This window comes from Fictibacillus sp. 23RED33 (assembly GCF_015903925.1).
Lineage (GTDB): Bacteria > Bacillota > Bacilli > Bacillales > Fictibacillaceae > Fictibacillus > Fictibacillus phosphorivorans.
This window is the reverse complement of record NZ_JACZDX010000002.1, coordinates 452446-477535: the sequence shown is the minus strand read 5'-3', so window position 1 is coordinate 477535 and position 25090 is coordinate 452446. Positions and strand designations below refer to the sequence as shown.

Below are 25090 nucleotides of genomic sequence, written 5' to 3'. Positions count from 1 at the left end.
CTCCTATTCATTCATTAAAAATTGATATACTTCTTGAATTAATTCTTCTTTCTCTACATCATGACAAATCATGTGCTTGGACTGTTTAAAATAACAAAGACGCTTGTTAGAGGCTGCTATCGCTCCATACAGATATTCAGCACTTCTTTTAGGAACAAGGCCGTCACATTCCCCTTGAACGATTAAAGTCGGTGCTGATACTTGTGAGAATTCAGGTTTGATCATTCTTACAAGCTTTTGAAACTCTCTCGTTGCTCTAAAAGGTGTATCAAGGAACTTTTTTCTATACCTCTTATATAATTCATGATCTCTTAGTTGACCGTTCAGACCAGAGACCATCATATTAGCAATATCTTTAATCATCTGTGCAGGATTGAGATAGTATGCACTTGCGTTCAACAGAATCAATTTGTCGCAACCATATTTGGAAGCTAGATAACCCGCGATCATGCCGCCCATCGAAAAGCCGACAATATAGATCTGTTCAACCTTTTCTCGAAGCTCCAAATAGGCACTTTCCGCTTCTTGAAGCCATTCTGTATGTGTTCTACCTCTTAATGAGAGTTCGGTTCCGTGTCCAGGATAAGTGGGCACAGATAATAACCAGTCTGTATGCTTTTCAAGATATTCAGTAATTGGCTCGATCTCATAAGGTCCACCCGTGAACCCATGCAAACAAAGACACCCGATCATGCTACCACCTTTTTTGTCTATAGGTTACCCTTTTATCCTCGTAACAAATCATATCACAACCACTCTCATAAAGGTTATGCGGCGTTTCTATAGACTAAAAAAACAACAAGCGGCATTCACCGCTTGTTGTTTTTGACTGTTCTTTAGTTCATCGGAATAAAGTATGCTACTGATATTGTTAGAATGAAGAACAACACTGCAAGAATGATCGTTAACTTACTTAGCAATGCGTCGATTCCACGTGCTTTTTGTTTACCAAAAAGCTGTTCAGCTCCACCTGTAATCGCACCTGATAATCCTGCCGAACGACCTGATTGAAGAACAACGACAACGATTAATGCGACTGATACTAAAATAAGAAGGATTTTTGCTGCTGTTAGCATGTATGTTACACCTCCACCGTTCCACGTTACATTACCCTAAATGTACCATAACTTGAAGGGACGAGGCAAAGTTTTTTTCAGAACCTTCATTAATTTGTTCCTGAATAGTTGATATCGAATTCTTTATGAAAAATATAGAGACGAACCGCTCTTATAACATTCAGTCTTTTGTTTAACATCCCAACTACTTGAACGGTAGCTCCTGGCTGCACGGCTTCATCTGGCGCGATATCTAGCGTCTTGTCTCCATCGAGCAGCTCTGTCTTAGCGTCCAGTTTTACTTTCATCAACGTTTTTTTATGAGAGATGGTAAATACTTGGCCATTGGTTTCTTTCACTTTTCCAATAAAGCTGATCGGATTCAATTTTTCCAGTTTGTTTTCTGCACCATCCGAAGATTCTTGTTTAAGTGGTTGCATCATAAACATCCCCTCTTCGCATTAATGGGGACATCCCCCATTTTCATTTTACTGTTACTTGTTATGTTTTATGTCTGTTTCTAGTGGTGTGTCTTTTTTTGACGAGTAGTAGTTATCATTGAAAATGGATTTTTTGATCACAACATCTTTATAGGTCTCAGATTTCAAACGAGCTCTTTCTCCATTCGTTATCTGCAGTTCATAGGTTCGTATATACAAAATCGTAAATAGTAGAATGATAAATGCTCTGATTAATCGAAACCGAAATGATCTTCCTCTTCGATCCCGTCTAGTTTCCTCTACCCTCATTACTTCCTCACCACACCTATTTAAAAGAAACATCTTTTTTAAAAAGGAGTTTTTTCCTTTTATTTAATTTACTCTCTTTTTGTCTACTCTAAAATGGATTTATCATGACTCTTTCCTCATACGAAAATGATAAGTTTCTGATAATTAGATTGTATTTTTTTAGGCTGTTTTCTAAAAGATTATTGCTTTTAAATCTTTTTAGTTACTTCTTTGACTGTTGATTGTAGTGGAAGGTGCGAGACTCCTACGGGACAGGCGGGCAGGTGAGACACTTAAAAGTGAAACGTACGAATGTGGCTCACCGCCTGCCCCGTGGAAAGCGAGCATCCTGGAACGGAAATCAACACTTCCAAAAGCAATAAAGTACGAAAACAGCCTTTTACTATAATAAAAAAGCCTATTAGAACGATTGGGTTCTAACAGACTCTTGGGGGTGTTTCTATTTAATTAATCTGCAACATGTATCCATAACGTGGGACAGTAACGATAGCATCTCCGTATGGACCAAGCTTCTTTCTGAGTCGGTAAACAAGTGCATTGATCTCATCGTTTCCAACGTCAGGGATATCGTTCGAACCGGCAACCATTCGCTCCGGCCATATTTGAATCTTTATTTCGTCACTGCTGACTGCCTGATTCTTTTTTCGATATAAAAATACAAGAAGGTCGGTGTGCTTTCCTGACAGAAATAAAGGCTCACCATCAATCGAAATCTGGCGGCGTTCTGGAATGATATGCAACCCACTCGTGATCTGTGATTCTGCTGGTTGAATAGGTGAAGTAAACTCCATCGTAAGATCTGATTGATCTTCTTGAGTGTTCAGATAGGTTAAAAGAATAACTCCCTTTGCCAAGCTGATCACATCTCCAGATTGCAACTGTTTTGGCATATGTGGCTCGAGCAGCTGATTATTGAGCGCCGTTCCGTGCTTTGAATCAAGATCTCGAATAAAAGATACCCCATCTTGCATGTAAATCTCAGCATGCTTTCGAGATACATAAGGGCTGATAAATGACACATCTGTTTCGTTCGTTTGAGAAGAGCGTCCAAAGACTAATGCTTCTCCTTCATGTTTTAATGGCATGAGACTCCCCGTGTCATAAGGATCCCCAGCTTCTATGCGTATGTATAAACTATCATTCATCAAAAATTCCCCCGTACATCAAGCAAGTACTTGTTATATGCATTTTAAATGATTTTCGTTAAAAATAGAAGGATTATGAGGTTTTGTGAGAAATTCGGCAAGAGCAGTGGTAAGTATTTGGTGATTTAAGAAACTTGGAACGCTTGTGAATGATTGCAGTGATATAGAGATTCGAGAAGGTTTGTGAAGTTCTAGAATCGCTCACAACGTCTTGGAATCGCTCATAAATCTTTCGAATCGCTCACAACTTCCTAGAATCGCTCATAAAACTCTCGAATCGCTCACAAAATCTTAGAATCGCTCATAAAACTCTCGATTCGATCACAACTCCATAAATCACTTTATGTAATTAATTCTGAAATCGTTTAAGCCAGAAAGACAAGCCTTATTACCTATCTTTCTCTTTTGGGGTATAGGACAACCCTGCTTTTACGAATCTTAAGGGTAACACGATTGGAGGGATCAAAGATGACTGTTTTTGAAACGATGTCGCTCATGATCAGTTTCTCAATGCTCATTGTTACTATCCTTCATTCTAACAATCGCTCTCGATAAGCAGCAGAGTATGCTTTACCCGTTTAAAAATGAAGACAGCCCCCGAATCAGCACTTCTAGTGCTTGATCCGGGGGCTTGTCTTTTTCACAAAGACAAAATGGCGAGTTTGTCTTTGTTTGGGGTCAGACCCCAATTATTTTTTAAGGTTGTAGAATGCGTTCATTCCTGGGTATACAGCAAGGTTGCCTAGCTCGTCTTCGATGCGAAGAAGTTGGTTGTACTTCGCAACACGGTCTGTACGAGAAGGAGCACCTGTTTTGATTTGTCCAGCGTTTGTCGCAACAGCGATGTCCGCGATTGTGCTATCTTCTGATTCACCTGAACGGTGAGAGATAACTGCAGTGTAACCAGCACGTTTAGCCATTTCGATCGCGTCGAACGTTTCAGTCAACGTACCGATTTGGTTAACTTTGATAAGGATAGAGTTACCGATTCCTTTTTCGATACCTTCAGCAAGCTTAGTTGTGTTTGTTACGAACAAGTCGTCACCAACAAGCTGTACGCGGTCACCGATACGCTCTGTTAATAGTTTGAAACCATCCCAGTCGTTCTCGTCAAGACCGTCTTCGATTGAAACGATCGGATATTTGTTAGCAAGATCTTCGTAGAATGCAACCATTTCTTCAGAAGTCTTAACAACACCTTCACCAGAAAGGTGGTATTTTCCGTCTTCTTTGTTGAACAATTCAGAAGCAGCAACGTCCATTGCAAGGCGAACTTCTTCACCTGGCTTGTAACCAGCTTTTTCGATCGCTTCCATGATTGTTTGAAGAGCTTCTTCGTTCGAACCAAGGTTTGGAGCGAATCCACCTTCGTCACCTACAGCTGTGTTCAACCCTTTTTCTTTAAGAACTGCCTTTAAGCTGTGGAAGATTTCAGTACCCATGCGAAGTGCTTCAGGGAAGCTTTCAGCACCAACAGGCATTACCATGAATTCTTGAATGTCTACGTTGTTATCCGCATGCTCTCCACCGTTTAAGATGTTCATCATTGGAACTGGAAGAGTTTTAGAGTTGAATCCTCCAAGGTACATGTAAAGAGGTACGTTTAAGAAATCAGCAGCAGCATGTGCAACAGCCATGGAAACACCAAGGATTGCGTTAGCGCCTAGCTTACCTTTGTTTTCAGTACCATCAAGCTCGATCAACGTTTGGTCGATTCCAACTTGGTCAAGTACATCAAAACCGATAAGTTCTGGAGCGATGTTTTCGTTTACGTTGTTTACAGCGTTCATAACACCTTTTCCAAGGTAACGCTCTTTGTCGCCATCACGAAGCTCAACTGCTTCGTATTCACCTGTAGAAGCACCAGATGGAACGATTGCGCGTCCAAAAGCACCTGATTCTGTGTAAACTTCTACTTCAACTGTTGGATTACCGCGAGAGTCTAGAACTTCGCGAGCATAAATTTCAATAATAGCTGACATATTTGTCTCTCCTTTTTAAAAGAAAATGTAATTTGAGAATAAGGTATTTCGAGCACTATGCACAAGAGGCTCTGTACATATTCCGTAAAATAAACTTAGTTAATTAATGATTTACCTGTCATTTCTTTTGGTTGTTCTCCACCTAAAAGGTTTAAAACTGTTGGTGCAAGATCGGCCAAGATTCCGTCTTGACGCAGTTTCAATCCTTCTTGTGTCACAATTACAGGAACAGGATTTGTTGTATGAGCTGTCATCGGATTGCCTTCCATCGTAATCACTTCATCAGCATTACCATGGTCAGCTGTAATGATCGCTGCTCCTCCTTTTGCAAGGATCGCATCGACCACTTTCCCTAAACACTCATCCACTGTTTCAACCGCTTTAATCGTAGGCTCAAGCATACCTGAGTGACCTACCATATCAGGGTTGGCAAAGTTTAAGATGATCGCATCGTGCTTATCTGCTTCAATCTCTCCTACAAGCGCATCCGTAACTTCATAAGCACTCATCTCAGGCTTTAAATCGTACGTTGCCACTTTAGGCGAGTCGATCAAGATACGCGTCTCACCAGGAAACTCTGCTTCACGTCCTCCACTAAAGAAGAATGTTACATGTGGGTACTTTTCAGTTTCGGCAATACGAAGCTGTTTAAAGTTTTGTTGTGATAAAACTTCACCCAATGTGTTATCTAGGTTTGTAGGTTTGAACGCTACATTCCCATCCACTGTTTCACTAAAATGTGTTAAACAGACGAAGTGAAGGTTTTTCGGGAACGCTTCTCCACGGTCAAATCCACGGAAATCTTCGTTCGTAAACACTTGAGAGATTTGGATTGCACGGTCAGGACGGAAGTTACAGAAGATGACTGCATCTCCATCTTGAACGGTAGCAACAGGCTCTCCGTTCTCTTGTTTTAAAACAGAAGGAAGAACGAACTCATCATGAACGCCATTGCTGTATGAATCTTCAACAACTTCAAATGGATCTTTGTAATCTGGTCCTTCACCATAAACCATAGCGCGGTATGATTTTTCAACTCGGTCCCAACGCTTATCACGGTCCATGGAATAGTAGCGGCCAGAAAGTGTTGCAATCTCACCAACACCGAGTTCATTCATCTTGTCTACTGTTCTTTGAATATAACCTTTAGCCGATTGCGGTGGTACATCACGCCCGTCCAAGAATCCGTGCAGATATACCTTTTCCACGTTCTGCTTTTTAGCTAGTTCTAATAGTGAAAGAATGTGTTCGATATGGCTGTGAATACCACCATCAGAAAGCAATCCAAAGATATGAAGTGCTTTGCCAGTCTTTTTCACATGGTCCATCGCATCAATAAACGTTTGATTTTCGTAAAAATCTCCTTCTTTGATCGATAGGTTCACGCGAGTCAAACTTTGGTAGACGATACGTCCTGCACCAATGTTTAAGTGACCCACTTCTGAGTTACCCATTTGACCTTCAGGAAGTCCAACGGCTTCCCCACTAGCTGTTAGTTGAGCGTGCGGATACGTTTCCCAGTAGCGGTCAAAGTTGGGCTTTTTCGCTTGTGCAACAGCATTACCTTTGTCTTCATTACGGCAAGCAAAACCGTCTAAGATGATTAAAGCTACTGGTTTTTTACTCATCGGCTAACGCCCTCCAGAAGCTGAAGGTAAGATTTTGGCTCCAGGCTAGCTCCGCCAACCAAAGCGCCATCAATATCAGACATACCCATTAATTCTTTAATGTTGTCAGGCTTAACACTGCCACCGTATTGAATACGAACTGCATCTGCAACATCTTGAGAGAATTGCTCTGCTACAACACTGCGGATGTAAGCACATACTTCGTTCGCATCTTCAGAAGATGCTGTTTTGCCTGTTCCAATTGCCCAAACTGGCTCATATGCGATTACCGTTTGTTTCATCTGCTCATCTGTTAATCCAGATAAACCTTTTTCAGTCTGTTGTTTAACAACGTCCTTCGTCTTGTCTGCTTCACGCTGTTCAAGCGTTTCACCCACACATACGATTGGAGTCAGACCATGTTTGAATGCTGCATGTGTCTTTTGGTTAACAAGCTCATCTGTTTCACTAAAAAGTTCACGACGCTCAGAATGTCCTAAGATCACATATTGAACGTTAAGATCTTTTAGCATAACAGGGCTGATTTCACCTGTGAACGCACCACTTTCTTCAAAGTGCATGTTTTGTGCACCGATCGCAAGTGGTGTACCTTCTGACTCGTCTGCTAAGCTGTCAAGGAACAAAGCAGGAGCACAGATTACAGAGTCTACAGTTTCAGCTGAAGGCACAAGACCTTTCACTTCTTCTACAAAACTGCGTGCCTCTGTTAAAGTTTTATTCATTTTCCAGTTACCTGCAATAATAGGTTTACGCATTCTTTTCACCTCTTAAAGAGTTTTATTGCTTTTACTTTTGTTGCAAGCTGTTGATTTCCGCTCCAGGTGCTTCGCTTTCCGCGGGGCAGGCGGTGAGCCACTTGCCGCTTTGCGCCACTAAGTGTCTCACCTGACCGCTTGTCCTAGCCGAGAGTCTCGCACCTTCCACTCCAATCAACTAATCATAGAGGTAAAAACACATTACCTCTTCTCGCTTTTTAACGATCGTTTAGTGCTACAACTCCTGGAAGCTCTTTACCTTCCATGAACTCAAGGGAAGCGCCGCCGCCTGTTGAGATGTGGCTCATTTTATCAGCAAGACCAAATTTCTCTACCGCTGCAGCTGAGTCTCCACCACCGATAACGCTGTACGTGTCAGTTGCTTCTGCTAGTGCGTTTGCTACTGAACGAGTACCGTTTGCGAATGCGTCGATCTCAAACACACCCATCGGTCCGTTCCATATTACAAGCTTCGATTCTTTAATAACCTTTACGTACTTTTCGATCGTTTTTGTTCCGATATCAAGCCCTTCCCAATCAGATGGGATAGAATCGATCGCTACTACTTTCGTGTTAGCATCGTTCGAAAAGTCGTCAGCTACTAAAACATCCTCAGCAATCAGGAAGTTCACGCCTTTTTCTTTAGCTTTTTCCATGAAACCGCGAGCCGTTTCAATCTTATCTTCTTCTAAAAGAGACTTCCCTACATCATGGCCAAGCGCCTTAATGAATGTATACCCTAAACCACCGCCGATGATCAGGTTGTCTACTTTGTCTAATAGATTATCGATTACGTCAATCTTATCCTTAACTTTTGCACCACCGATGATGGCAGTGAAAGGACGGTCAGGATTCGATAGAGCTTTTCCTAGCACTTCAAGTTCTTTTTCCATCAACAAACCGGAAACAGCAGGAAGATGTTTCGCGATCCCTTCTGTTGAAGCGTGCGCTCTGTGAGCTGCTCCAAAAGCATCGTTTACGTACACATCAGCGTGTGCAGCAAATTTTTGTGCTAATTCAGGATCGTTCTTCTCTTCTCCTGGGTAAAAACGAACGTTCTCAAGTAAGATCACGCCGCCTTCTTCTAGGTTAGCAACTGCCTTTTCAACTTCCTCGCCGTAAGCTTCATCCGTTTTTACAACTTCTTTACCAAGAAGCTCGCTTAAACGTTCTGCTACAGGAGTTAGACGAAGCTCTTCAACAACTTGTCCTTTTGGACGCCCTAAATGACTTGCTAAAAGAACTTTAGCGCCTTGCTCTGTTAAGTATTTGATGGTAGGAAGAGCAGCGTTGATACGCGTTTCATCCGTAATGTTTCCATCTTTCATTGGTACGTTAAAATCAACACGGCAAAATACGACTTTGCCTTTTAGATCGATGTCACGAACACTTTTTTTGTTCATAAGTACATGCAGCCTCCTGACTAGTAAAAAGATTAAAGAAACGACAATCCCCAGGTTTTACATGGGAAAGAGGAGTATAAGCCTGTTTGAAACGACTTCTCCCCCTCCTTATTGTTCTTCTCTATCTATTAAAGTCCTTTTTTAGCGATATAGTCAATTAAATCTACAACGCGGCTTGAGTATCCAGTTTCGTTATCGTACCAAGATACAACTTTAACCATGTTTCCTTCCATAACCATCGTGGAAAGAGCATCGATTGTAGAAGAGTGAGTGTCGCCATTGTAGTCAGTAGATACAAGCGGCTCTTCAGAGTAGCCAAGGATTCCTTTAAGGTTGCCTTCAGCTTCAGCTTTAAGTGCTGCGTTTACTTCGTCAACAGTAACTTCTTTGTCAAGTTCAACAACTAAGTCAACTAGAGATACGTTTGGAGTTGGAACACGCATTGCCATACCGTTTAGCTTACCTTTAAGTTCAGGAAGCACTAGAGAAACTGCTTTAGCAGCACCAGTTGAAGTTGGAATGATGTTCTCAGCTGCCGCACGAGCACGACGAAGATCTTTATGTGGAAGATCTAGAATTTGCTGATCGTTTGTGTATGAGTGAACAGTTGTCATCATACCGCGCTTCACGCCGAATTTCTCGTGAAGAACTTTTGCGAATGGTGCAAGACAGTTCGTTGTACAAGATGCGTTAGAGATAACATCGTGGCTAGCTGCATCGTACTTGTCTTCGTTTACACCAAGAACTACAGTGATATCCTCATCAGAAGCAGGAGCAGAAATGATTACTTTTTTAGCGCCAGCTTCTAAGTGTTTAGCAGCGTCTGCACGCTTAGTGAAACGTCCAGTTGATTCAACAACTACTTCTACACCAAGGTCTCCCCAGCCAAGTTGTGCTGGATCGCGCTCAGCTAAAACTTTAATTTCTTTGCCATCTACAATAAGTGCGTTTTCCTTAACTTCAACAGAACCAGCGAATTTGCCGTGTACTGTGTCATGCTTTAATAGGAAAGCAAGAGTGTCAGCATCTGTTAAGTCGTTTACAGCTACAACTTCTACCTCAGGGTTGTTGAATGCTGCGCGGAATACATTACGGCCAATACGACCGAAACCATTAATACCAATTTTTGTTGCCATGTAAAATGACCTCCTTGATTTAAGAGAGAATTTATTTTTTATATAAAGGGAAATCCCCTTAATAACGAATTGAAAATGAACTTACGAGCGTCCCAATAATTGTCGGGCAGCTCCTTCGTCCGTGATTAAAACCTTTTTCGGACCGTGTTTCATGAATGCTGCGATCGCATCGGATTTAGATGATCCGCCTGCTACAGCCATGATGAAATCACTATTCTGCAGCTCATCTAGCTGCAAGCCAATCGTGCGCACGCGGTGAACCACTTCACCCTGCTGATCAAAGTAATAGCCGAATGCTTCTGCAACAGCTTTTTCTTTCTCCAGCTTTTGTAGAACGGATGGATTTGAGTTTCGACGTACTGCCATTGTTTTAGCATCGCCAATCCCGTGAAGCACTATACCAGCGGAGTGTATGAGCTCCATGACTTCTTTCACACCTGGCTCAGCCATCAAAGATAGATACGTTTCTTTACTCAACTGATCAGGTAGATGAAGAAGCCTGTATTCCCCATTGGCTTTTTGAGCCATCGTGGAACAAATGGTGTTCGCTTGGTTCTCAACCTTTTCACCAAGTCCGCCTCGGGCAGGAACTAACAATAACTGTTGTCCCTTTTGTATAGGTGACATCATCTCTGCTACTGAAGCGAGTGTTGTTCCACCCGTTACAGCGATAACGTTCTTCGCTGATAGCTGACGCTTTAATCGGTCTGCTGCAGCCTTACCCATATCATTTTTTACCCACACATCTTGATCACTATCACCTGGTACTACGATGACTTCTGACAGATTTAACATTTCCTTAAGTTTTGATTCTAAAACATGCAAACCAGACAATTCTTTCATCATCTCAGAAAGCTCTAGTAAAATATCATGTCCCTCTGATGTTAATGACATGCCAGCGGTCTGAATGTTTAGAAGTCCTTGATCTTTTAGAAACGAAACTTCTGAGCGCAGTACGCGTTCTGTCAGGTTCAAGGTTGATGCTAAACTTCTTCTTCCAATAGGTTCATGAATTCTCACCACGTTTAAAACGTTGTATCGCTTTCGCATCGTTTCTAGAAGATCTGGCAGCAACTTCTTTTGTATCTCTATAAGTTTTTTCATTGCACATTTCTCCTGATTCAATGAGATGAACGATTAAGCTCTCTGGAATTTTTTGATGACAAACCCCGTTGGACTTTTTATGTCCCGGCTAGTCATTTTTTGTCCCATTAACTTAAGAAAATAACTTGGTTTGACCCAAGTCCCAATATTACCTATTGTAGAATACCCTGAAAGTGATCTTTTAAAACGTGCCAGACTTCACTTTTTGTCATAAAAGTGTCGAATTTCTCTCTGGCAAGTTTATATTATCAAATAGTCTCACTACATTTCAACAACTTTTACTTATTAAAAATTAGTAAGCGCTTTCTTTACTTTACTTTCCGAGATCATTCCGTAGTCGATTTCTTTCCCTTCGACTTCAATAACAGGAATCATCAGTCCGTATTTTTCAAGAAGGAGATCATCTTGATAGATGTCGATCGATTCTATGGTGAACGAGATCTCCTGCTGCAGCTTCTGTAATAGTTTATGTGCCTCATCACAAAGTGGACAATGTATTTTCGTATAAAGTATGACTTTTTTCTCACCCATTTTTAGTGCTCCTTCATTTTTTATTAGGCTGTTTTGTATTCATCGTTGATTTTAAAAGCAGTTGATTTCCGTTGCTGATGCCCGCTTTCCGGGTAGGCAGTGAGCCACACCCGTACGTTATGTATCAGTGTCTCACCTTTCTAGTGGCATTGGCTAGCCAAAAAAAGGACTTCTCCGTGAGGAAAAGACCTTAGATTAAGAGGTATACCGTTTCCGTTTTGAAGAAGATGGTATGTTTAATTCTTCCCGATATTTCGCAACCGTTCTTCGGGATATCGAGAGACCGCTGTTCTTTTCTAAGAGAGAGGCAAGTATCTGGTCTGATAAAGGTTTGGTTTTATCTTCGTTCTCTACCAATTTCTTAATTTCCGATTTGGCGGAAGTTGCAGAAACGCTGCCGCCATCTTGTGTAAAGATTTTAGCTGTAAAAAAGGATTTAAGCTCCACTGCACCTTTTGATGTTTGAATTACTTTATTTTTGACAGCTCGACTTACCGTGGATTCGTGTACCCCGATTTCGTCTGCCACTTCTTTTAAAGTGAGTGGTACCATATCCGATCGATCGAATGTTAAAAAATACTTCTCTTGTACTCTGACGATCTCATTTGTTATGTTAAGGAGCGTTTCTTTTCTTTGTTCTAGAGCCTTTTTCAACCAATTAAACTTTTGGAAAGAATCATCTAAAAATTTCGATGTTGCGTTTTTCCCGTTTAAGAGTGTGCCATAGCTTTCATTCAACTTGAGCATTGGTGAGTATTGCTCGTTAACAGCAATGTGAAATTTTCCGTTCTCTTCTGTTACAGAGACATCTGGATATAAATACGCTTGATCGTTGGCAGGAGCGTATGCAGCGCCTGGTCGAGGATCAAGTGTTTGAAGAAAATCCGCCGCTGCTTCTACTTCTTGTGGTGTTACGTTTAGATGAGTTGATAGCCATTTCATCTTACGATCTGCTAGCTGGTCTAAATACTGATCTACGATTATGTAGCTTATTGTATGTTCTTGATGTTGTTCTTGAAGTTGAAGCAACAGACACTCTCTTAGATCTCGTGCACCGATTCCAACAGGCTCTAACGTTTGAAGGAGCGAGATAAGCTCCTCACATTTTTCAACTGTTGTTTGAAACCGATGTGCTGTATCCTCAGCAGAGACGGTTAGATACCCGCTCTCGTCTACACTTAGCAGTAAGTATTGAAATATTCTTCCATCCTGTTCTTGGATCGGCAGAAGGATCGATTGTTTATAAAGGTAGTCGTACAAGGTTTCCTTCTCTATGATTAGATGCTCGAGTGGTTGCTGTGCATCTGAGCGGCCATTAACCCCGTTTTTCCGTACGCTTTTCTTCAATGTCGTGAACATGCCCTTTGGTTCTGCAATTTCAATAAGCGGATTCTCTAATGCCTGTTCTTGAAGATATGATGTCAGTTCATAACTGGGAACTTGTAAGATGGCAATGGCCTGGCGCAATTCAGTTGTCATGACAAGGTTCATGCTCTGTTGTTGAAACAAACCCATTTCCATTCTAAATCCCCCCTATTCCTTCATCATACTACAGATGTAAGCGCTATACATCCTACAAAATTTGGGGTCTGACCCCACACAAATACAAATCCTATAAATTTGTATTTGTGAGGAAGACAGCTAGCTCTGCTTACATACTAGCTTACAAAGACTTCTTAAGATCTTCAGCCAACAAAAAAATGCCAGCACCGCCCGAAGGCAGTCTGGCATTTTAAACTTTACTATTAAAGTTTTGTTACGTTAGCAGCTTGCGGTCCACGCTCGCCATCAACGATTTCGAAAGATACTTCTTGTCCTTCTTCAAGAGACTTGAAGCCTTCTGATTGAATCGCAGAAAAGTGAACGAATACGTCGTTTCCGCCTTCAACTTCGATGAAGCCGAAACCTTTCTCAGCGTTGAACCATTTTACTTTACCATTTTGCATGGGTGTTTCCTCCTTACAAACGCTATGTAAGCGGTTTAACTCTTTTAACCGACTTACTATGTAAATAAAAAGGCATAAAAAAATTCGCACTCATCTGAATAATTCTGAAGTGGATTTTAAGTGTTCCACTTCTTATTCAAAAAGTACGACCGCTTTAAATCCAAAAGATATTCACAACGTAAATGGTTGAATTAACTATAACATGCTAAAACTCAATTGTCAAAACAAGGGATACAAATTTTATTATCCTTTTGCACAGACATTAAGATAGGCTATGATAGATAAAGAACATGGACCTTTTAGAATGGGTTTTACGAATGAAGGAGGAACAACGAGTGAGCGAAGCATTTTCAGTCCCTTATTTTAAAGAGAATTTTCAGCAATACATAGAGCGCAATAAAGATGTTTTTACGAAGACTCATGCGATGAATGCCTACTACCGTTCGATCGTCGGCACTCTTATTAATGATAATCTTAACAAAAACAGTGAGATCGTACGTCGCATCCGCAACTTAGAAACCGCCTATATCGAGATTAAAAACGAAAACTAAAGCTTATTTTTCTCATTTAAGGGTATTGTTTTCACATGTAGAGGTTTAAAATCCTGCATATAGCGGGCATTATGATGATAGCCCATACATAAGGTGTAAGAAGGATATTGAGCATTGCTGGCGAAATGAGTTACATACAGCATATCGTTTGACCTTGTTTGACCTTTTTTGTATGATGACAGTACAGTTTAACTTGAAAAAGGAGAAGGAGGATTTCCATGAACTTAATTCCAACAGTAATTGAACAAACGAACCGTGGGGAGCGCGCTTACGATATCTACTCCCGTCTATTAAAAGACCGTATTATTATGCTTGGCAGTGCGATCGACGATAATGTTTCAAACTCAATCGTAGCACAACTTCTATTCTTAGCTGCTGAAGATCCTGATAAAGACATCTCGTTATACATAAACAGCCCAGGTGGTTCGATCACAGCTGGTATGGCGATCTATGACACGATGAACTTCATCAAGCCGCACGTTTCCACGATCTGTATCGGTATGGCTGCATCTATGGGTGCCTTCTTGCTTGCTGCAGGGGAAAAAGGAAAGCGTTATGTGCTACCTAACTCTGAAGTTATGATTCACCAACCTCTTGGAGGAACACGTGGTCAAGCAAGTGATATCGAAATTCACGCTCGTCGTATCATCCAGATGCGCGAACAGCTGAACAAGATCCTTTCTGAAAAAACAGGTCAGCCGCTTGAAGTCATCGAGCGCGACACAGACCGTGATAACTTCTTGCTTGCAGAAGATGCGGTTAAATACGGATTGGTTGATAAACTAATCACATCTGTAGACAGCACAGATATTAAAAAATAAGTAAGGTAATAAAAAAACTGGACTGCAGATCTGCAGTCCAGTTTTTTTGTGGTTTATAAAACAGCTACGATTTTTCCTTTTACATGTCTTTCTGAAAGTTTGATCAGTCCTGCCGGTACTTCTTCCAACGAGATTTTTTCAGAGATCATCGCGGAAATTTTCCCTTCGACGACAAGATGTGCTAATTCTTCGTTCATGGTCGCTAAATCTTTTAAAGCTTTTATTGAATTTGAGAAATGAGCAGCTCCTAACGCGATTTCATGAAAAGAAAGAGCCTGACTGAAAGGCTTTACAGCCGAATAATCTGGGTTTCCTGCAATAAAAGCAATGCGTCCGTTAAAGGCGATGCTTTTTAATGATTCCGTGGCATTCTCACGGCTAACCGTGTCAAGGACCGCATCGACTCCAACTTCGCTCGTAAGTTCCATAACACGTGCATGAACGTCTTCTGTTTTATAAAAAATCACGTGATCGGCTCCAAGACTTTTTACATAGTCCTCATTTTCAGGCGAACACGTTGTGATGATGGTAGCTCCAATTTGTCTAGCCAACTGGATTGCGAATCCACCGACACCACCAGCTCCACCGTGAATTAAGATGGTCTCCCCTTGTTGAAGGTTCATCTTTCTAAAAAGTGCTTGATACGCTGTCATCCCTGCACAAGGAAGAGCCGCTGCCTCTTCAAATGAAAGCTCATCAGGAATTCTAGCCAAAGAATGAGCCGTTGTCACCGCATACTCAGCAAAACCGCCATGTTTCATGAAATTCCCATGAAAGAATACACGATCTCCCTGTTTGAATTCAGAAACGTCTTCACCTGATTTCTCAACAATCCCCGCTGCGTCAACACCAAGGATGTGAGGGTAGTTCCATGCTGGGTTTCCATGAGTTGCTGTTTTATAGTCAACAGGATTCAAACCAGCTGCCTTAATTTGAATCAAGACTTCACCTGGTCCAGGAGTAGGCTTTTCCGTTTCCTGAACCTTCATCTCACGCCACATATTTTTGTCTTCAAGCGTTAAAGCTTTCATCTATACTCGCCCCTTTGAGTTTGGAAATATGAAAAGAATATAAGGGACAGTATATCCATTTTCAGCTTTTGATAATAGCAATCTGCTCAGATGATGATTGTTTTACTGCTTAATGAATCAATGGTTCGATGAGTTGATTATTAATGTCGTGAGTGTCTTCACCGAATAGACAAAACGGGGGTTTGTATTTGTCTGGGGTCTGTCCCCCCCTCGATTGCTTTCAGCATAGCTTTTGCTTTATTGACCGTTTCTTCGTACTCTCGCTCAGGAACCGAATCGGCAACCACGCCTGCACCTGCTTGGACGTAGGCTTTGCCATCCTGAAATACGATTGTCCGTATGGCAATACAAGAGTCCATCTGGCCGTTAAATCCTAAGTATCCGATGGCTCCTCCGTAAACACCTCGTGATTGTTGTTCGAGTTCAGAAATAATCTGCATGGCTCTGACCTTTGGTGCACCTGAAACAGTTCCCGCCGGCATACAAGAGCGCAGCGCATCGAAAAAGTCCTTATCTTTCTGCAACTTTCCTGTCACGTGTGAAACCATATGCATCACATGTGAATATCGCTCGATCTCCATATATGAATCTAGTTCTACAGTTCCGTATTCGCTCACTCTTCCTACATCGTTTCTTCCTAGATCAACAAGCATAACATGCTCTGCTCGTTCTTTTTCATCAGCAAGCAAGTCCTGCTCAAAAGCTAAATCCTCCTGAAGCGTTTTGCCTCTTGGACGTGTTCCTGCGATCGGTCTGTTTTCCACACATCCGTCATCCACTTTTACAAGAAGCTCTGGGGAAGCCCCCACAATATACGCGTCCTTCGATTTGTAATAATACATATATGGAGAAGGATTCATCGATCGCAGAAGTCGATACACATCGAACGGGTCCGCTTCGGTTTCCTGTTCGAATCGCTGTGATAATACGACCTGAAAAACATCTCCAGTTTTGATATATTCCTTCGCTTGCTTCACCATGTTACAAAATTCTTCTTTTGTATGTGAAGAACGAACCTCGTTTTTTTTCATTTCCGATAAAGGAAATTCAGTCTGAACAGCTTTCATTTTTGTGGGCTGCTGCAGCTCTTCATACGTTCTACGAATTCTATCGCACACTTGTTCATATTTTTCGTGTAAGTTGTTTTCACTATCATCAGGAGAAACGTGCAGATTGCATACAATCGTTGTTTTTTGTTTCAGATGGTCGAATACGATGACTTCATCTGTGAACAAAAATTCCATTTCATGTTCTTGTTCAGATGGAGATTTTGGCCTTGGGACATTTTCAAACGTATGAATCAGATCATAGCCGAAAAAGCCAACAGCACCTCCAGTGAACGGAGGCAGAGAAGAGTGTTTAGGAGATTTGTATCTTGATACGTAGTCTTTCACGATATCTAACGGAGAACCGTGCTTTTGTATACTTTTATTATCATTTATAAACGTGATATCTACTGTCTTTCCTAATGATGACACCACCAAGAACGGCTTTCGGCCAATATACGAATACCTCGCCCAACGCTCCCCACCTTCAACACTTTCAAGCAGAAAAGCATGTTCTTCATGACGGACTCTCTCAAACTGAGAAATGCACGTTTCATGGTCAGATAGGTAAGTAAAACCGATTGGAATCACATTAAAGTTTTCTTTTGATAGAGAAACGACTTCCTCTATATTTGGTATAAACATGTTATTTTCACCTCTTTCAAAAAATAAAAACCTCTCGCTTGTTACAGCGGAGGCTGATGTTTGCATCATAAATAAACTAAGAAAGAGGTTTAATCGGAGGATTAAAATACTCTCAACTCAGCTCAAACTATGCTCTCTTTTCTCCACTCATCTCAACTCTAACTATTCTCCTGATTAGTGATTAATATATAGGGTTACCCCTTTTCTGTCAACTCTCAAATGAGTAGATCTCTTTTTGAAATGAGATGTATTTGAAATAGAAAATCGAATAATATTGAATGCTTTTTCCTAAGGTTCATTTATCGATAAAAAGAATGCCGAATCACCCACACCCAGCAGACACTAAAAAATAAGATGAGACTAAATATAATCGTAATCATAAAAGCGAGGCCGAGAAACAGTCCTGAACTTGCTGGATATTGCAACGAAAATCCTGCCAATGCTAAAGGATAAAGAAAGATAAAAATCAACATTAAAACCCAGAAAATCAAACGTACAGAACTTCTTCGAGGTTTAATCAGATAAAGAGTCAGTAGGATATTTAGAATCGTTAATCCTGCGGCAAACGACCAGTCATGCATAAAACTTGTGTGATGCAAAATAATCGCCTCCCTTTTTCCTCTTTAACAGTATATAGAGTGAACGGTGTGGGCCAACCCTGCAAAATCGAAAAAACCGGTGATTTGTCCTTATGGAAAGGACAAATCACCGGTTTTGTAATTGTATGGGGTCAGACCCCCGTTATTCTGCTTTGGAAACAAATGCAGCTAGGGCTTCAACAGCTTCGTTCTCATCAGGGCCATCAACAGCGAGTACAAGTTCACTGCCAGATCCTACAGCTAAGCTCATGATTCCCATGATGCTCTTTGCGTTCACTTTCTTGCCTTCCTTCTCAACAAATACATCAGATGTGTAACGGTTTGCTTCTTGGACGAACAATGCCGCTGGGCGTGCTTGCAGTCCACTCTTCAACTGCACGGTTACTTTCTTTTCAACCATTCTACCTTACCTCCTCTAACCTTATCTCTCTATGAAAAACATCAATGGATGGGTTGACCGTTTCTAATCTTCGTAGCGATTTCATCAATCTTACGTAATCGGTGGTTAACACCTGATTTACTAACAGGGCCTGATGATACCATCTCGCCAAGCTCTTTGAGGGTAATTTCTTGATGCGTGACTCTCAGTTGCGCAATCTCGCGCAGCTTATCTGGAAGTGTCTCAAGTCCTACCTGTTCGTCAATAAACTTAATGTTCTCGACCTGCCTCATAGCAGCCCCTACTGTTTTGTTGAGGTTCGCTGTCTCACAGTTTACGAGTCGGTTCACTGAGTTACGCATATCTTTTAAGATTCTAATATCTTCAAAAAATAATACTGCGTGATGAGCGCCGATCAGTGTCAGGAACTCTGAAATCTTTTCGCCATCTTTTAAATAGATAATATAACCTTTTTTGCGTTCTAGAACTTTTGCTTTAAGTTCAAATTTGTTCATCAGTTCAGCTAATGCAACCGTATGCTCTTCATACATAGAGAATATCTCTAGGTGATAGCTTGTCTCTGGGTGGTTTACAGACCCACCTGCTAAGAACGCACCTCTCATGTATGCACGGCGACAACAGCTCTTCTTATTAAATTCCTCTGCAATGTTGCGGGTAAACGTAAATGCTCCGTCAATAATCTTCAAATCTTCCAACAATGCTCTTGATTCTTCTGAAACACGTACAATGTAGACATTATTCTTTTTCAAGCGCATCTTTTTTCGTACTAATAGCTCTACGTGATAAGGATATACACGTTTGATCAACGTATAGATTCTTCTTGCAATAGCAGCATTTTCAGTCGGGATATCCAGAATCAATTTTCTGTTGCTGAAAGAGATGGAACCATTCATTCGAATTAAGGCAGCTAACTCTGCTTTTTTACAGCAATCTTTCAGTTCGAGCTGCGTTAATTCCTTTTTTGTATCTGCAGCAAAAGACACCTGCATCACCACCTCTCTTCCATCCGTTTCAATCCGTATTCTATTTTTCAATAAGTCCTAACAATAAGTCAGAAACACGCTGTGCATCGTGTCTGACAAGCGTTCCGTACTGAATGATGTTGTCACATAACAAACCGATGCCGAACGACTTTAAGCGTTCCTCATCATAAGTAACTTGCGATGCGCCTTCTTCCAAATATAGATCCAGGTATTCTGAAGGAATCTTTTCATTATTCGCAATCACAACATCGATAAAGTTGTGGCCCACATGATCGATCAATGCCTGAATGTGATCACCAGCCGTGTAACCTGTAGTTTCTCCAGGCTGTGTCATGACATTACATACATAAACTCTAGGAGCCGTTGCCTCACGGATGCTCGTGGAAATTCCGTTCACAAGAAGGTTCGGCAAGATGCTCGTGTACAAACTTCCTGGTCCGATCACGATCAAATCAGCTTCTTGAATCGCTTTCACACTTTCACGAAGAGGCTCGATCTTTTCATCAGATAAAAAGACGCGTTTGATTTTCTTATTCGACAGCGGGATCTTAGATTCCCCCTGAACAATCGTCCCATCTTCTAACTCCGCACATAGAATAATACTGTTTTTCGCTGCAGGCAGTACTTGTCCTCTTACGTTTAAAACGCGGCTAAGTTCCCGAATTCCTGTTAAAAAATCTCCTGTAATATCGTGCATGGCAGCAAGAAGCAAGTTTCCAAGCGAATGACCCGTAATTCCGTCTCCCACTTTAAACCTATGCTGAAACATTTTTTCTACAAGCGGTTCCACTTCAGAAAGTGCGGCGATCACGTTTCTCACATCACCGGGAGGAGGCATATCGTAATCTCTCCTCAACCTTCCTGAGCTGCCGCCGTCATCTGCAACCGTAACGATAGCAGTGATATCAACTGGATAGCGCTTTAAACCACGGAGAAGAACAGAAAGACCTGTTCCTCCGCCAAGCACTACCACTTTCGGCTGCTTATTCATTTAAACTTTATCCTTTCCCATATCTCTGTGAGAGCTGAATGTCACATATTCTTTGGAAAGTGCATTTCCGATATATTCAGCTAGAGCTACAGAACGATGTTTTCCGCCTGTACATCCGATCCCGATAATCAGTTGGCTCTTACCTTCTCTTTTATATTGCGGAATCATAAACTGAAGCAGATCAAGCAGCTTTTCTAAAAACATGTTCGTTTCCGGCCACTTCAATACATACTCTGAAATATCTGCTTCAAGCCCTGTTCGCGGTCTCATATGCTCAATATAATGAGGATTTGGTAGGAAACGCACGTCGAACACTAAGTCAGCGTCGATCGGCATCCCGTACTTAAATCCGAATGACATCACGTTGATCGTGAACGGATGAGCGGCATTTGCAGAAAAACGCTGAATGATACGTTCACGTAATTGAAGTGGTTTTAAGTCAGATGTATCTAAGACTTGCTGTGCTCTTCCTTTTAGTTCTTCAAGCATCTCACGCTCTTGAGTAATCCCTTGAAGCGGGTTTCCACTCTTCGCCAAAGGATGAGAACGTCGGGTTTCTTTGTATCTGCGTACAAGTGTTGCATCCTTACAATCCAAATATAAAATCTGCGGTTGAACATCCGATGAGAGGGCAAGTTGATCGAGCGTTGAAAACAACTGATCAAAAAACTCGCGACCACGTAGGTCCATAACAAGTGCCACCTTGTTCAGCTTGCCAGCAGATTCTTGCATTAATTCTACAAATTTAGGGAGTAGTGCAGGTGGTAGATTATCAACACAGAAAAAGCCTAAATCTTCAAAGCTCTGCATGGCTACCGTCTTCCCGGCCCCTGACATTCCTGTAATAATCACCATTTGTACATCATGTCTTTCCATGCCATTTCCCCCCAGTTTACTATGTTCCATTTTTATGCGACCCGTCTTAACTTATGCTGGGTCTAAACGATAAGAAAGCAGTTCAAAATCAGGTGTATACGTAAATGTGCCAAATATCATGTTGCTGCCACTCGTCATATAGTCAAGAATGTGATGATCTCCTGGCGCCATCGGAAGTTCACGTACTTCTTCAACCGGCTTCCATGACAAAATCCCTTCTTCACATTCATCTAATGCAACACCTTCTGAGTCTGTTGCAAAAAAGGTAAACATCATCCACTCAGAGACGATCTTGTCGCCTTCTTTAATAATAAAATTAAACACACCTTTAAGCTGCGGATTCTTCAGATAGATTCCCGTTTCTTCACGGTACTCGCGTATAACAGAATCACGGATAGATTCGGTAGACTCCATCTTTCCGCCTGGTGCTACCCACCAGCCCCGTCTAGGCTTTTGAAGTAAAAGCACTTGATTATCTCTTATTAACACACAGTTTGTTACTCTTTGCACTTGTTTTCACCTCAGGGCTATGTCCTACTTTTTAGTATACTAAATTATGTAACCCCTCACAATACAGAGGCCTCAAGGGTTTGACGTATTTTAGCATTCTAATTTATGGTATTTCGCTTTTCTTATTATGTGAAAAAAGAACCTATTAAATAAGTTTGAAATCTCAGTGATGTTTTTGAAAGTAGCTGTTTTCCGTTCCAGGTGCTCGCTTTCCGCGGGGCAGGCGATGAGCCACATTCGTACGTTTCACGTATAAGTGTCTCACCTGCCCGCCTGTCCCGTAGGAGTCTCGCAACTTCCATTCCAATCACTTTGTCAATGAAGCGAAAACTCAAAGTAATCTTTTCGCTTTCATAGAAAAAAACAAAAAAAGGACACGAAGCATAGCTCCGTGTCAAAGTCTTGCCTTTATAAAAAGGGGGTCAATTTCTTATTTTTATAATACCCCACAATTATTTCATCACTGTTACAATCACATTAATTGGAAGTTACGTTTTTTAGTTTCTCCGTTAAACTCTCCACGTAATGCTGAGCAGCTTGTGCCGCAATACTTCCATCACCTGTAGCCGTAACGATTTGACGAAGTGTTTTTTCACGGATATCTCCTGCTGCAAAGATTCCCGGAATTCTTGTTTCCATCTGTTCGTTCGTTTCTACATAACCATTTTCGTTCGTGATGCCAAGATCTTTAAAGGCAGCGTTCAATGGAAGCATTCCGATATAGATGAACACTCCATCTGCTGAGAAGTCTTGTTCTTCTCCAGTTTCTGAATGAACTAACGTCACTTTGTTCACTTTGTTGTTTTCACCGTGAATCTCTTTAACAGAGTGATTCCAGATAAAATCGATCTTTTCATTATCAAACGCACGTTGTTGAAGGATCTTTTGTGCACGAAGTTTGTCACGTCTATGAACGATCGTTACTTTAGAAGCGAATCGAGTCAGGTAAACACCTTCTTCAACAGCGGAATCACCGCCGCCGACAACCACTAATTCACGGTTCTTAAAGAATGCACCATCACACACTGCACAGTAAGAAACGCCGCGTCCAGAGAATTCTTTTTCTCCTGGAATGCCTAGTTTCTTATATTCAGCACCTGTTGAGATGATGATCGAACGCGCTTTGTACGTTTTGCTTCCTGCATGAATCGTTTTGTACTCTTCGCCATCGATGATTTCTTTTACATCGCCATAAGCGTATTCAGCACCGAATTTTTTTGCGTGCTCAAACATTTTGTTTGAAAGTTCTGGTCCAAGAATGTGATCAAAACCAGGATAGTTTTCTACATCTTCCGTATTAGCCATCTGTCCGCCAGGGATACCTCGTTCGATCATAATCGTATCCAAGTTCGCACGTGATGTATAAACCGCTGCAGTCATACCAGCTGGTCCTGCACCAAGAATAGCTACATCATAAATTCTTTCTTCAGTCATTAATGCCCACTCCTTATATAAGGAAATTCTTATTTACTATATCTATATCCTATTCGCACATAGGAGTAAAGTCCATCATTCTGCTCAAACGTTGCGATTTACCCAACCTATCAGTTTTTTTATGCGTAATGACAATACAGAAACAGTTATTCCATACTGCTCTGCAACACTCTTTTGGGTAGAACGCCCTTTTTGCTTACGAGCTAAGTGATCGATTGCCGCAGCAATTGCTTTTTGATTATCAAAGATTCGTTCGTCTGTCGTCTCCGCAAATTTAATCGCTTCTGCCCAATAAAACAGTACATGCTCATCAAGCGCTGAACCCATTTCTTTAACAGAAAGAAGTACATCTAATGCCATACTAATAACCTCAGAAGGTGCGTTCACTTCAACACGTGCATCATCATGTTGGAGTTCTACAGCTTTTTCAGGCTGATGTTCCAGCATGATTGTTGCAGCGATCTCTTTTACGAATAACGACTCTTCTTTTCTAAGGCAAAAGTCACGAAGCGTCTCATAAGCCTCTTCATTTTTATTCCCTCTTAAAAGAATTAAATGCGTAATTTTGTTTTTTTCCAGTCCTTTACGAACCTGCTGAATATGCTCCATCGCTTTCACTTGACGATCTTTTTTCGGTTTGTTCTGATTGTTAGTTGGAATGCGATATTGATAGTCCCCGCCTGTTATCGTCAACTCATCACTTTGTGCTTTTTCCAAATAAAAAGGAGCAACGTGACTTTCAGGATCTAGATCGATTACCTTTTTCCACGTTTTTACAGAAAGGTCTTTTTGTCCAAGTGCATAGTACGACACAGCAAGCATATGTGTGGTTACAGGATCATATACAAATGACGACTTTCTAAGTGATTGCAGCCACTTATTCGCGTATAGATGCTCCTCTAATAACCCGAACGTATTCCCCAATTTGTAACGATGCTCAGGGTGCATCGGATGCACCGTTTTTAGCCGCTCAACTAGCTTGCCACCAGGTTCGTCCATCCCTAAATGGAACAGAAAAATAGCAAGGTTGCATAGTGCGTTTAAGTTACCTGGATTCTTATCCAACACATCTTGAAGAACATCCATCGCTTCATCAAACTCGCTCTTATAAAAGTGAGTGAGTGCTAAGTTATTATACGCCGCCCAAAACTTAGGATGATTCGTGATGATCTCTTTTAACTGTTGTTGCGCTAATGGAAGATCTCCTCGTTCAATCGATTGCCTTGCTTCATCATGAAGCTTGATCAGCTCTTCTTCAGTAGAAAGAGGCAGATTAGAAGACTTGCTTCCTGTTTCGAGTGAGATAAGATCTAATAGTTCTTGTGTATCATCAACAAATTCACCATCTGGATCAATCGCGATATATAAACGAGCATGTTCTTCAGCATCACTGTACATGCCTAGATGCGCAAAGTTATTCGCAAGGAAAAAATGGCATTCTGAAAGATCAGAACCAGACTGCTCTAATGCGTTCAGCAAATACTTATTGGATTCTTCATATTCTCCGATCTCAGCAAGCGTTGAAGCAAGCTGACATAAAAAAGAGGGCTCTTCCGGCTGGAAGGTAACGGCCCGCTCAAACATTTTTTTTGCTGTATATAGATCACGCCTATTATAGGCTTTTATTCCTTTTTCAAAAAAGTAATCCCCATCCTGGATAAAGGGAAGAACACGGCCGCTAGCTGCACTGGCCCGTTTTTGTTTATGCATATTTGGTTCCTCCATCTACTTATGTAAACATATATACTTCTATATCGTTCTGTTTACAA

At 41.3% G+C, this 25090-nt stretch carries 27 protein-coding genes; 3 read left to right on the top strand and 24 right to left on the bottom strand.

All coding sequences use genetic code 11. From position 1 onward, the window contains the following. Nucleotides 1–3 precede the first annotated feature (3 nt). The 5 genes from IHV09_RS10675 to IHV09_RS10655 all read right to left on the bottom strand — a co-directional run bounded on the left by IHV09_RS10675 (nt 4) and on the right by IHV09_RS10655 (nt 2949). Entirely contained in the window at nt 4–693 is a 690-nt protein-coding gene (locus IHV09_RS10675; protein WP_197129378.1) for an alpha/beta hydrolase, read from the bottom strand. 143 nt (nt 694–836) lie between these two features. Next, nucleotides 837–1076 carry a preprotein translocase subunit SecG gene (gene secG, locus IHV09_RS10670; protein WP_066397553.1) on the bottom strand — a complete coding sequence of 80 codons (240 nt, stop codon included), beginning with the start codon at nt 1074–1076 and terminating at the stop codon, nt 837–839. Between the two features lie 89 nt (nt 1077–1165). Further along, entirely contained in the window at nt 1166–1498 is a 333-nt protein-coding gene (locus IHV09_RS10665) for a hypothetical protein (RefSeq protein ID WP_144698119.1), read from the bottom strand. A gap of 51 nt (nt 1499–1549) precedes the next feature. Further along, on the bottom strand, nt 1550–1804 hold the full coding sequence (locus IHV09_RS10660; RefSeq protein ID WP_197129372.1) for a hypothetical protein: 255 nt from the start codon (nt 1802–1804) through the stop codon (nt 1550–1552). A 443-nt stretch (nt 1805–2247) separates the two neighbouring features. Next, complete coding sequence (locus IHV09_RS10655) at nt 2248–2949, bottom strand: FHA domain-containing protein (RefSeq protein WP_197264474.1); 702 nt, start codon at nt 2947–2949, stop codon at nt 2248–2250. Between the two features lie 468 nt (nt 2950–3417). Between IHV09_RS10655 and IHV09_RS22815 the strand changes: the two genes are divergently transcribed. After that, on the top strand, nt 3418–3504 hold the full coding sequence (locus IHV09_RS22815; protein WP_225218726.1) for a putative holin-like toxin: 87 nt from the start codon (nt 3418–3420) through the stop codon (nt 3502–3504). A gap of 134 nt (nt 3505–3638) precedes the next feature. On the opposite strand, the gene eno is transcribed toward IHV09_RS22815, so the two are convergent. The 9 genes from eno to cspD all read right to left on the bottom strand — a co-directional run bounded on the left by eno (nt 3639) and on the right by cspD (nt 13434). Further along, nucleotides 3639–4931, bottom strand: a complete 1293-nt coding sequence (eno, locus tag IHV09_RS10650; RefSeq protein WP_197129365.1) for a phosphopyruvate hydratase — start codon at nt 4929–4931, stop codon at nt 3639–3641. A gap of 95 nt (nt 4932–5026) precedes the next feature. Next, nucleotides 5027–6559 carry a 2,3-bisphosphoglycerate-independent phosphoglycerate mutase gene (gene gpmI / locus IHV09_RS10645; RefSeq protein ID WP_197264473.1) on the bottom strand — a complete coding sequence of 511 codons (1533 nt, stop codon included), beginning with the start codon at nt 6557–6559 and terminating at the stop codon, nt 5027–5029. Beyond that, a complete protein-coding gene (gene tpiA, locus IHV09_RS10640; RefSeq protein ID WP_197264472.1) occupies nt 6556–7314 on the bottom strand; it encodes a triose-phosphate isomerase in 759 nt (252 codons plus the stop codon). The genes gpmI and tpiA overlap by 4 nt, the downstream gene beginning before the upstream one ends. 218 nt (nt 7315–7532) lie before the next feature. Then, complete coding sequence (locus tag IHV09_RS10635; RefSeq protein WP_197264471.1) at nt 7533–8717, bottom strand: phosphoglycerate kinase; 1185 nt, start codon at nt 8715–8717, stop codon at nt 7533–7535. Between the two features lie 128 nt (nt 8718–8845). After that, a complete protein-coding gene (gap, locus tag IHV09_RS10630; RefSeq protein WP_066397583.1) occupies nt 8846–9853 on the bottom strand; it encodes a type I glyceraldehyde-3-phosphate dehydrogenase in 1008 nt (335 codons plus the stop codon). 81 nt (nt 9854–9934) lie between these two features. Beyond that, the gene (locus IHV09_RS10625) at nt 9935–10957 is read right to left on the bottom strand and encodes a sugar-binding transcriptional regulator (RefSeq protein WP_197264470.1); all 1023 of its coding nucleotides are present in this window, start codon (nt 10955–10957) and stop codon (nt 9935–9937) included. A gap of 285 nt (nt 10958–11242) precedes the next feature. Beyond that, nucleotides 11243–11488, bottom strand: coding sequence for a glutaredoxin family protein (locus IHV09_RS10620; protein ID WP_197129352.1), 246 nt, complete (start codon nt 11486–11488; stop codon nt 11243–11245). Nucleotides 11489–11683: 195 nt separating this feature from the next. Continuing rightward, nucleotides 11684–13009, bottom strand: a complete 1326-nt coding sequence (gene rpoN, locus IHV09_RS10615) for an RNA polymerase factor sigma-54 (protein WP_197264469.1) — start codon at nt 13007–13009, stop codon at nt 11684–11686. A gap of 224 nt (nt 13010–13233) precedes the next feature. Next, complete coding sequence (cspD, locus tag IHV09_RS10610; protein WP_066245685.1) at nt 13234–13434, bottom strand: cold-shock protein CspD; 201 nt, start codon at nt 13432–13434, stop codon at nt 13234–13236. A 335-nt stretch (nt 13435–13769) separates the two neighbouring features. Between cspD and yvfG the strand changes: the two genes are divergently transcribed. Together yvfG and clpP are read left to right on the top strand one after the other, a co-directional pair. Beyond that, complete coding sequence (gene yvfG / locus IHV09_RS10605) at nt 13770–13985, top strand: protein YvfG (protein WP_066245683.1); 216 nt, start codon at nt 13770–13772, stop codon at nt 13983–13985. A gap of 218 nt (nt 13986–14203) precedes the next feature. After that, nucleotides 14204–14806, top strand: a complete 603-nt coding sequence (gene clpP, locus IHV09_RS10600; protein WP_137791692.1) for an ATP-dependent Clp endopeptidase proteolytic subunit ClpP — start codon at nt 14204–14206, stop codon at nt 14804–14806. A 53-nt stretch (nt 14807–14859) separates the two neighbouring features. Here clpP and IHV09_RS10595 read toward each other — a convergent pair whose 3' ends face one another. From IHV09_RS10595 to IHV09_RS10550, 10 genes are all read right to left on the bottom strand, one after another. Beyond that, nucleotides 14860–15837: a zinc-binding dehydrogenase gene (locus IHV09_RS10595; protein WP_197264468.1), complete on the bottom strand. Its 978-nt coding sequence runs from the start codon at nt 15835–15837 to the stop codon at nt 14860–14862. Between the two features lie 158 nt (nt 15838–15995). Then, nucleotides 15996–17528: an anthranilate synthase component I gene (gene trpE / locus IHV09_RS10590; RefSeq protein ID WP_197189755.1), complete on the bottom strand. Its 1533-nt coding sequence runs from the start codon at nt 17526–17528 to the stop codon at nt 15996–15998. A gap of 299 nt (nt 17529–17827) precedes the next feature. Further along, a complete protein-coding gene (locus tag IHV09_RS10585; protein WP_197189756.1) occupies nt 17828–18127 on the bottom strand; it encodes a hypothetical protein in 300 nt (99 codons plus the stop codon). Nucleotides 18128–18269: 142 nt separating this feature from the next. Continuing rightward, a complete protein-coding gene (locus tag IHV09_RS10580) occupies nt 18270–18527 on the bottom strand; it encodes an HPr family phosphocarrier protein (RefSeq protein ID WP_066397607.1) in 258 nt (85 codons plus the stop codon). A 41-nt stretch (nt 18528–18568) separates the two neighbouring features. Then, nucleotides 18569–19510 (bottom strand): DNA-binding protein WhiA, encoded by a 942-nt coding sequence (whiA, locus tag IHV09_RS10575; RefSeq protein WP_191752265.1) that lies wholly within the window; start codon nt 19508–19510, stop codon nt 18569–18571. Nucleotides 19511–19550: 40 nt separating this feature from the next. Beyond that, nucleotides 19551–20501, bottom strand: a complete 951-nt coding sequence (locus tag IHV09_RS10570; protein WP_197129336.1) for a gluconeogenesis factor YvcK family protein — start codon at nt 20499–20501, stop codon at nt 19551–19553. After that, complete coding sequence (rapZ, locus tag IHV09_RS10565) at nt 20502–21377, bottom strand: RNase adapter RapZ (protein ID WP_197129333.1); 876 nt, start codon at nt 21375–21377, stop codon at nt 20502–20504. Nucleotides 21378–21428: 51 nt separating this feature from the next. Next, the gene (locus tag IHV09_RS10560) at nt 21429–21887 is read right to left on the bottom strand and encodes an NUDIX hydrolase (protein WP_066397616.1); all 459 of its coding nucleotides are present in this window, start codon (nt 21885–21887) and stop codon (nt 21429–21431) included. A 477-nt stretch (nt 21888–22364) separates the two neighbouring features. After that, nucleotides 22365–23321 carry a thioredoxin-disulfide reductase gene (gene trxB, locus IHV09_RS10555; RefSeq protein ID WP_197264467.1) on the bottom strand — a complete coding sequence of 319 codons (957 nt, stop codon included), beginning with the start codon at nt 23319–23321 and terminating at the stop codon, nt 22365–22367. A gap of 84 nt (nt 23322–23405) precedes the next feature. Continuing rightward, entirely contained in the window at nt 23406–25031 is a 1626-nt protein-coding gene (locus IHV09_RS10550) for a tetratricopeptide repeat protein (RefSeq protein ID WP_197264466.1), read from the bottom strand. Nucleotides 25032–25090: the final 59 nt, after the last annotated feature.

Coding starts and splice junctions, on each gene's coding strand:
- IHV09_RS10570 (WP_197129336.1), bottom strand. CDS start 20,501: ATGAATAAGCAGCCGAAAGTGGTAGTGCTTGGCGGAGGAACAGGTCTT.
- IHV09_RS10580 (WP_066397607.1), bottom strand. CDS start 18,527: ATGGTTGAAAAGAAAGTAACCGTGCAGTTGAAGAGTGGACTGCAAGCA.
- IHV09_RS10625 (WP_197264470.1), bottom strand. CDS start 10,957: ATGAAAAAACTTATAGAGATACAAAAGAAGTTGCTGCCAGATCTTCTA.
- rpoN (WP_197264469.1), bottom strand. CDS start 13,009: ATGGAAATGGGTTTGTTTCAACAACAGAGCATGAACCTTGTCATGACA.
- eno (WP_197129365.1), bottom strand. CDS start 4,931: ATGTCAGCTATTATTGAAATTTATGCTCGCGAAGTTCTAGACTCTCGC.
- IHV09_RS10595 (WP_197264468.1), bottom strand. CDS start 15,837: ATGAAAGCTTTAACGCTTGAAGACAAAAATATGTGGCGTGAGATGAAG.
- trxB (WP_197264467.1), bottom strand. CDS start 23,321: ATGACTGAAGAAAGAATTTATGATGTAGCTATTCTTGGTGCAGGACCA.
- IHV09_RS10665 (WP_144698119.1), bottom strand. CDS start 1,498: ATGATGCAACCACTTAAACAAGAATCTTCGGATGGTGCAGAAAACAAA.
- IHV09_RS10655 (WP_197264474.1), bottom strand. CDS start 2,949: ATGAATGATAGTTTATACATACGCATAGAAGCTGGGGATCCTTATGAC.
- rapZ (WP_197129333.1), bottom strand. CDS start 21,377: ATGGAAAGACATGATGTACAAATGGTGATTATTACAGGAATGTCAGGG.
- IHV09_RS10620 (WP_197129352.1), bottom strand. CDS start 11,488: ATGGGTGAGAAAAAAGTCATACTTTATACGAAAATACATTGTCCACTT.
- cspD (WP_066245685.1), bottom strand. CDS start 13,434: ATGCAAAATGGTAAAGTAAAATGGTTCAACGCTGAGAAAGGTTTCGGC.
- gap (WP_066397583.1), bottom strand. CDS start 9,853: ATGGCAACAAAAATTGGTATTAATGGTTTCGGTCGTATTGGCCGTAAT.
- secG (WP_066397553.1), bottom strand. CDS start 1,076: ATGCTAACAGCAGCAAAAATCCTTCTTATTTTAGTATCAGTCGCATTA.
- trpE (WP_197189755.1), bottom strand. CDS start 17,528: ATGTTTATACCAAATATAGAGGAAGTCGTTTCTCTATCAAAAGAAAAC.
- tpiA (WP_197264472.1), bottom strand. CDS start 7,314: ATGCGTAAACCTATTATTGCAGGTAACTGGAAAATGAATAAAACTTTA.
- IHV09_RS10635 (WP_197264471.1), bottom strand. CDS start 8,717: ATGAACAAAAAAAGTGTTCGTGACATCGATCTAAAAGGCAAAGTCGTA.
- IHV09_RS10550 (WP_197264466.1), bottom strand. CDS start 25,031: ATGCATAAACAAAAACGGGCCAGTGCAGCTAGCGGCCGTGTTCTTCCC.
- IHV09_RS10675 (WP_197129378.1), bottom strand. CDS start 693: ATGATCGGGTGTCTTTGTTTGCATGGGTTCACGGGTGGACCTTATGAG.
- IHV09_RS10660 (WP_197129372.1), bottom strand. CDS start 1,804: ATGAGGGTAGAGGAAACTAGACGGGATCGAAGAGGAAGATCATTTCGG.
- IHV09_RS22815 (WP_225218726.1), top strand. CDS start 3,418: ATGACTGTTTTTGAAACGATGTCGCTCATGATCAGTTTCTCAATGCTC.
- clpP (WP_137791692.1), top strand. CDS start 14,204: ATGAACTTAATTCCAACAGTAATTGAACAAACGAACCGTGGGGAGCGC.
- gpmI (WP_197264473.1), bottom strand. CDS start 6,559: ATGAGTAAAAAACCAGTAGCTTTAATCATCTTAGACGGTTTTGCTTGC.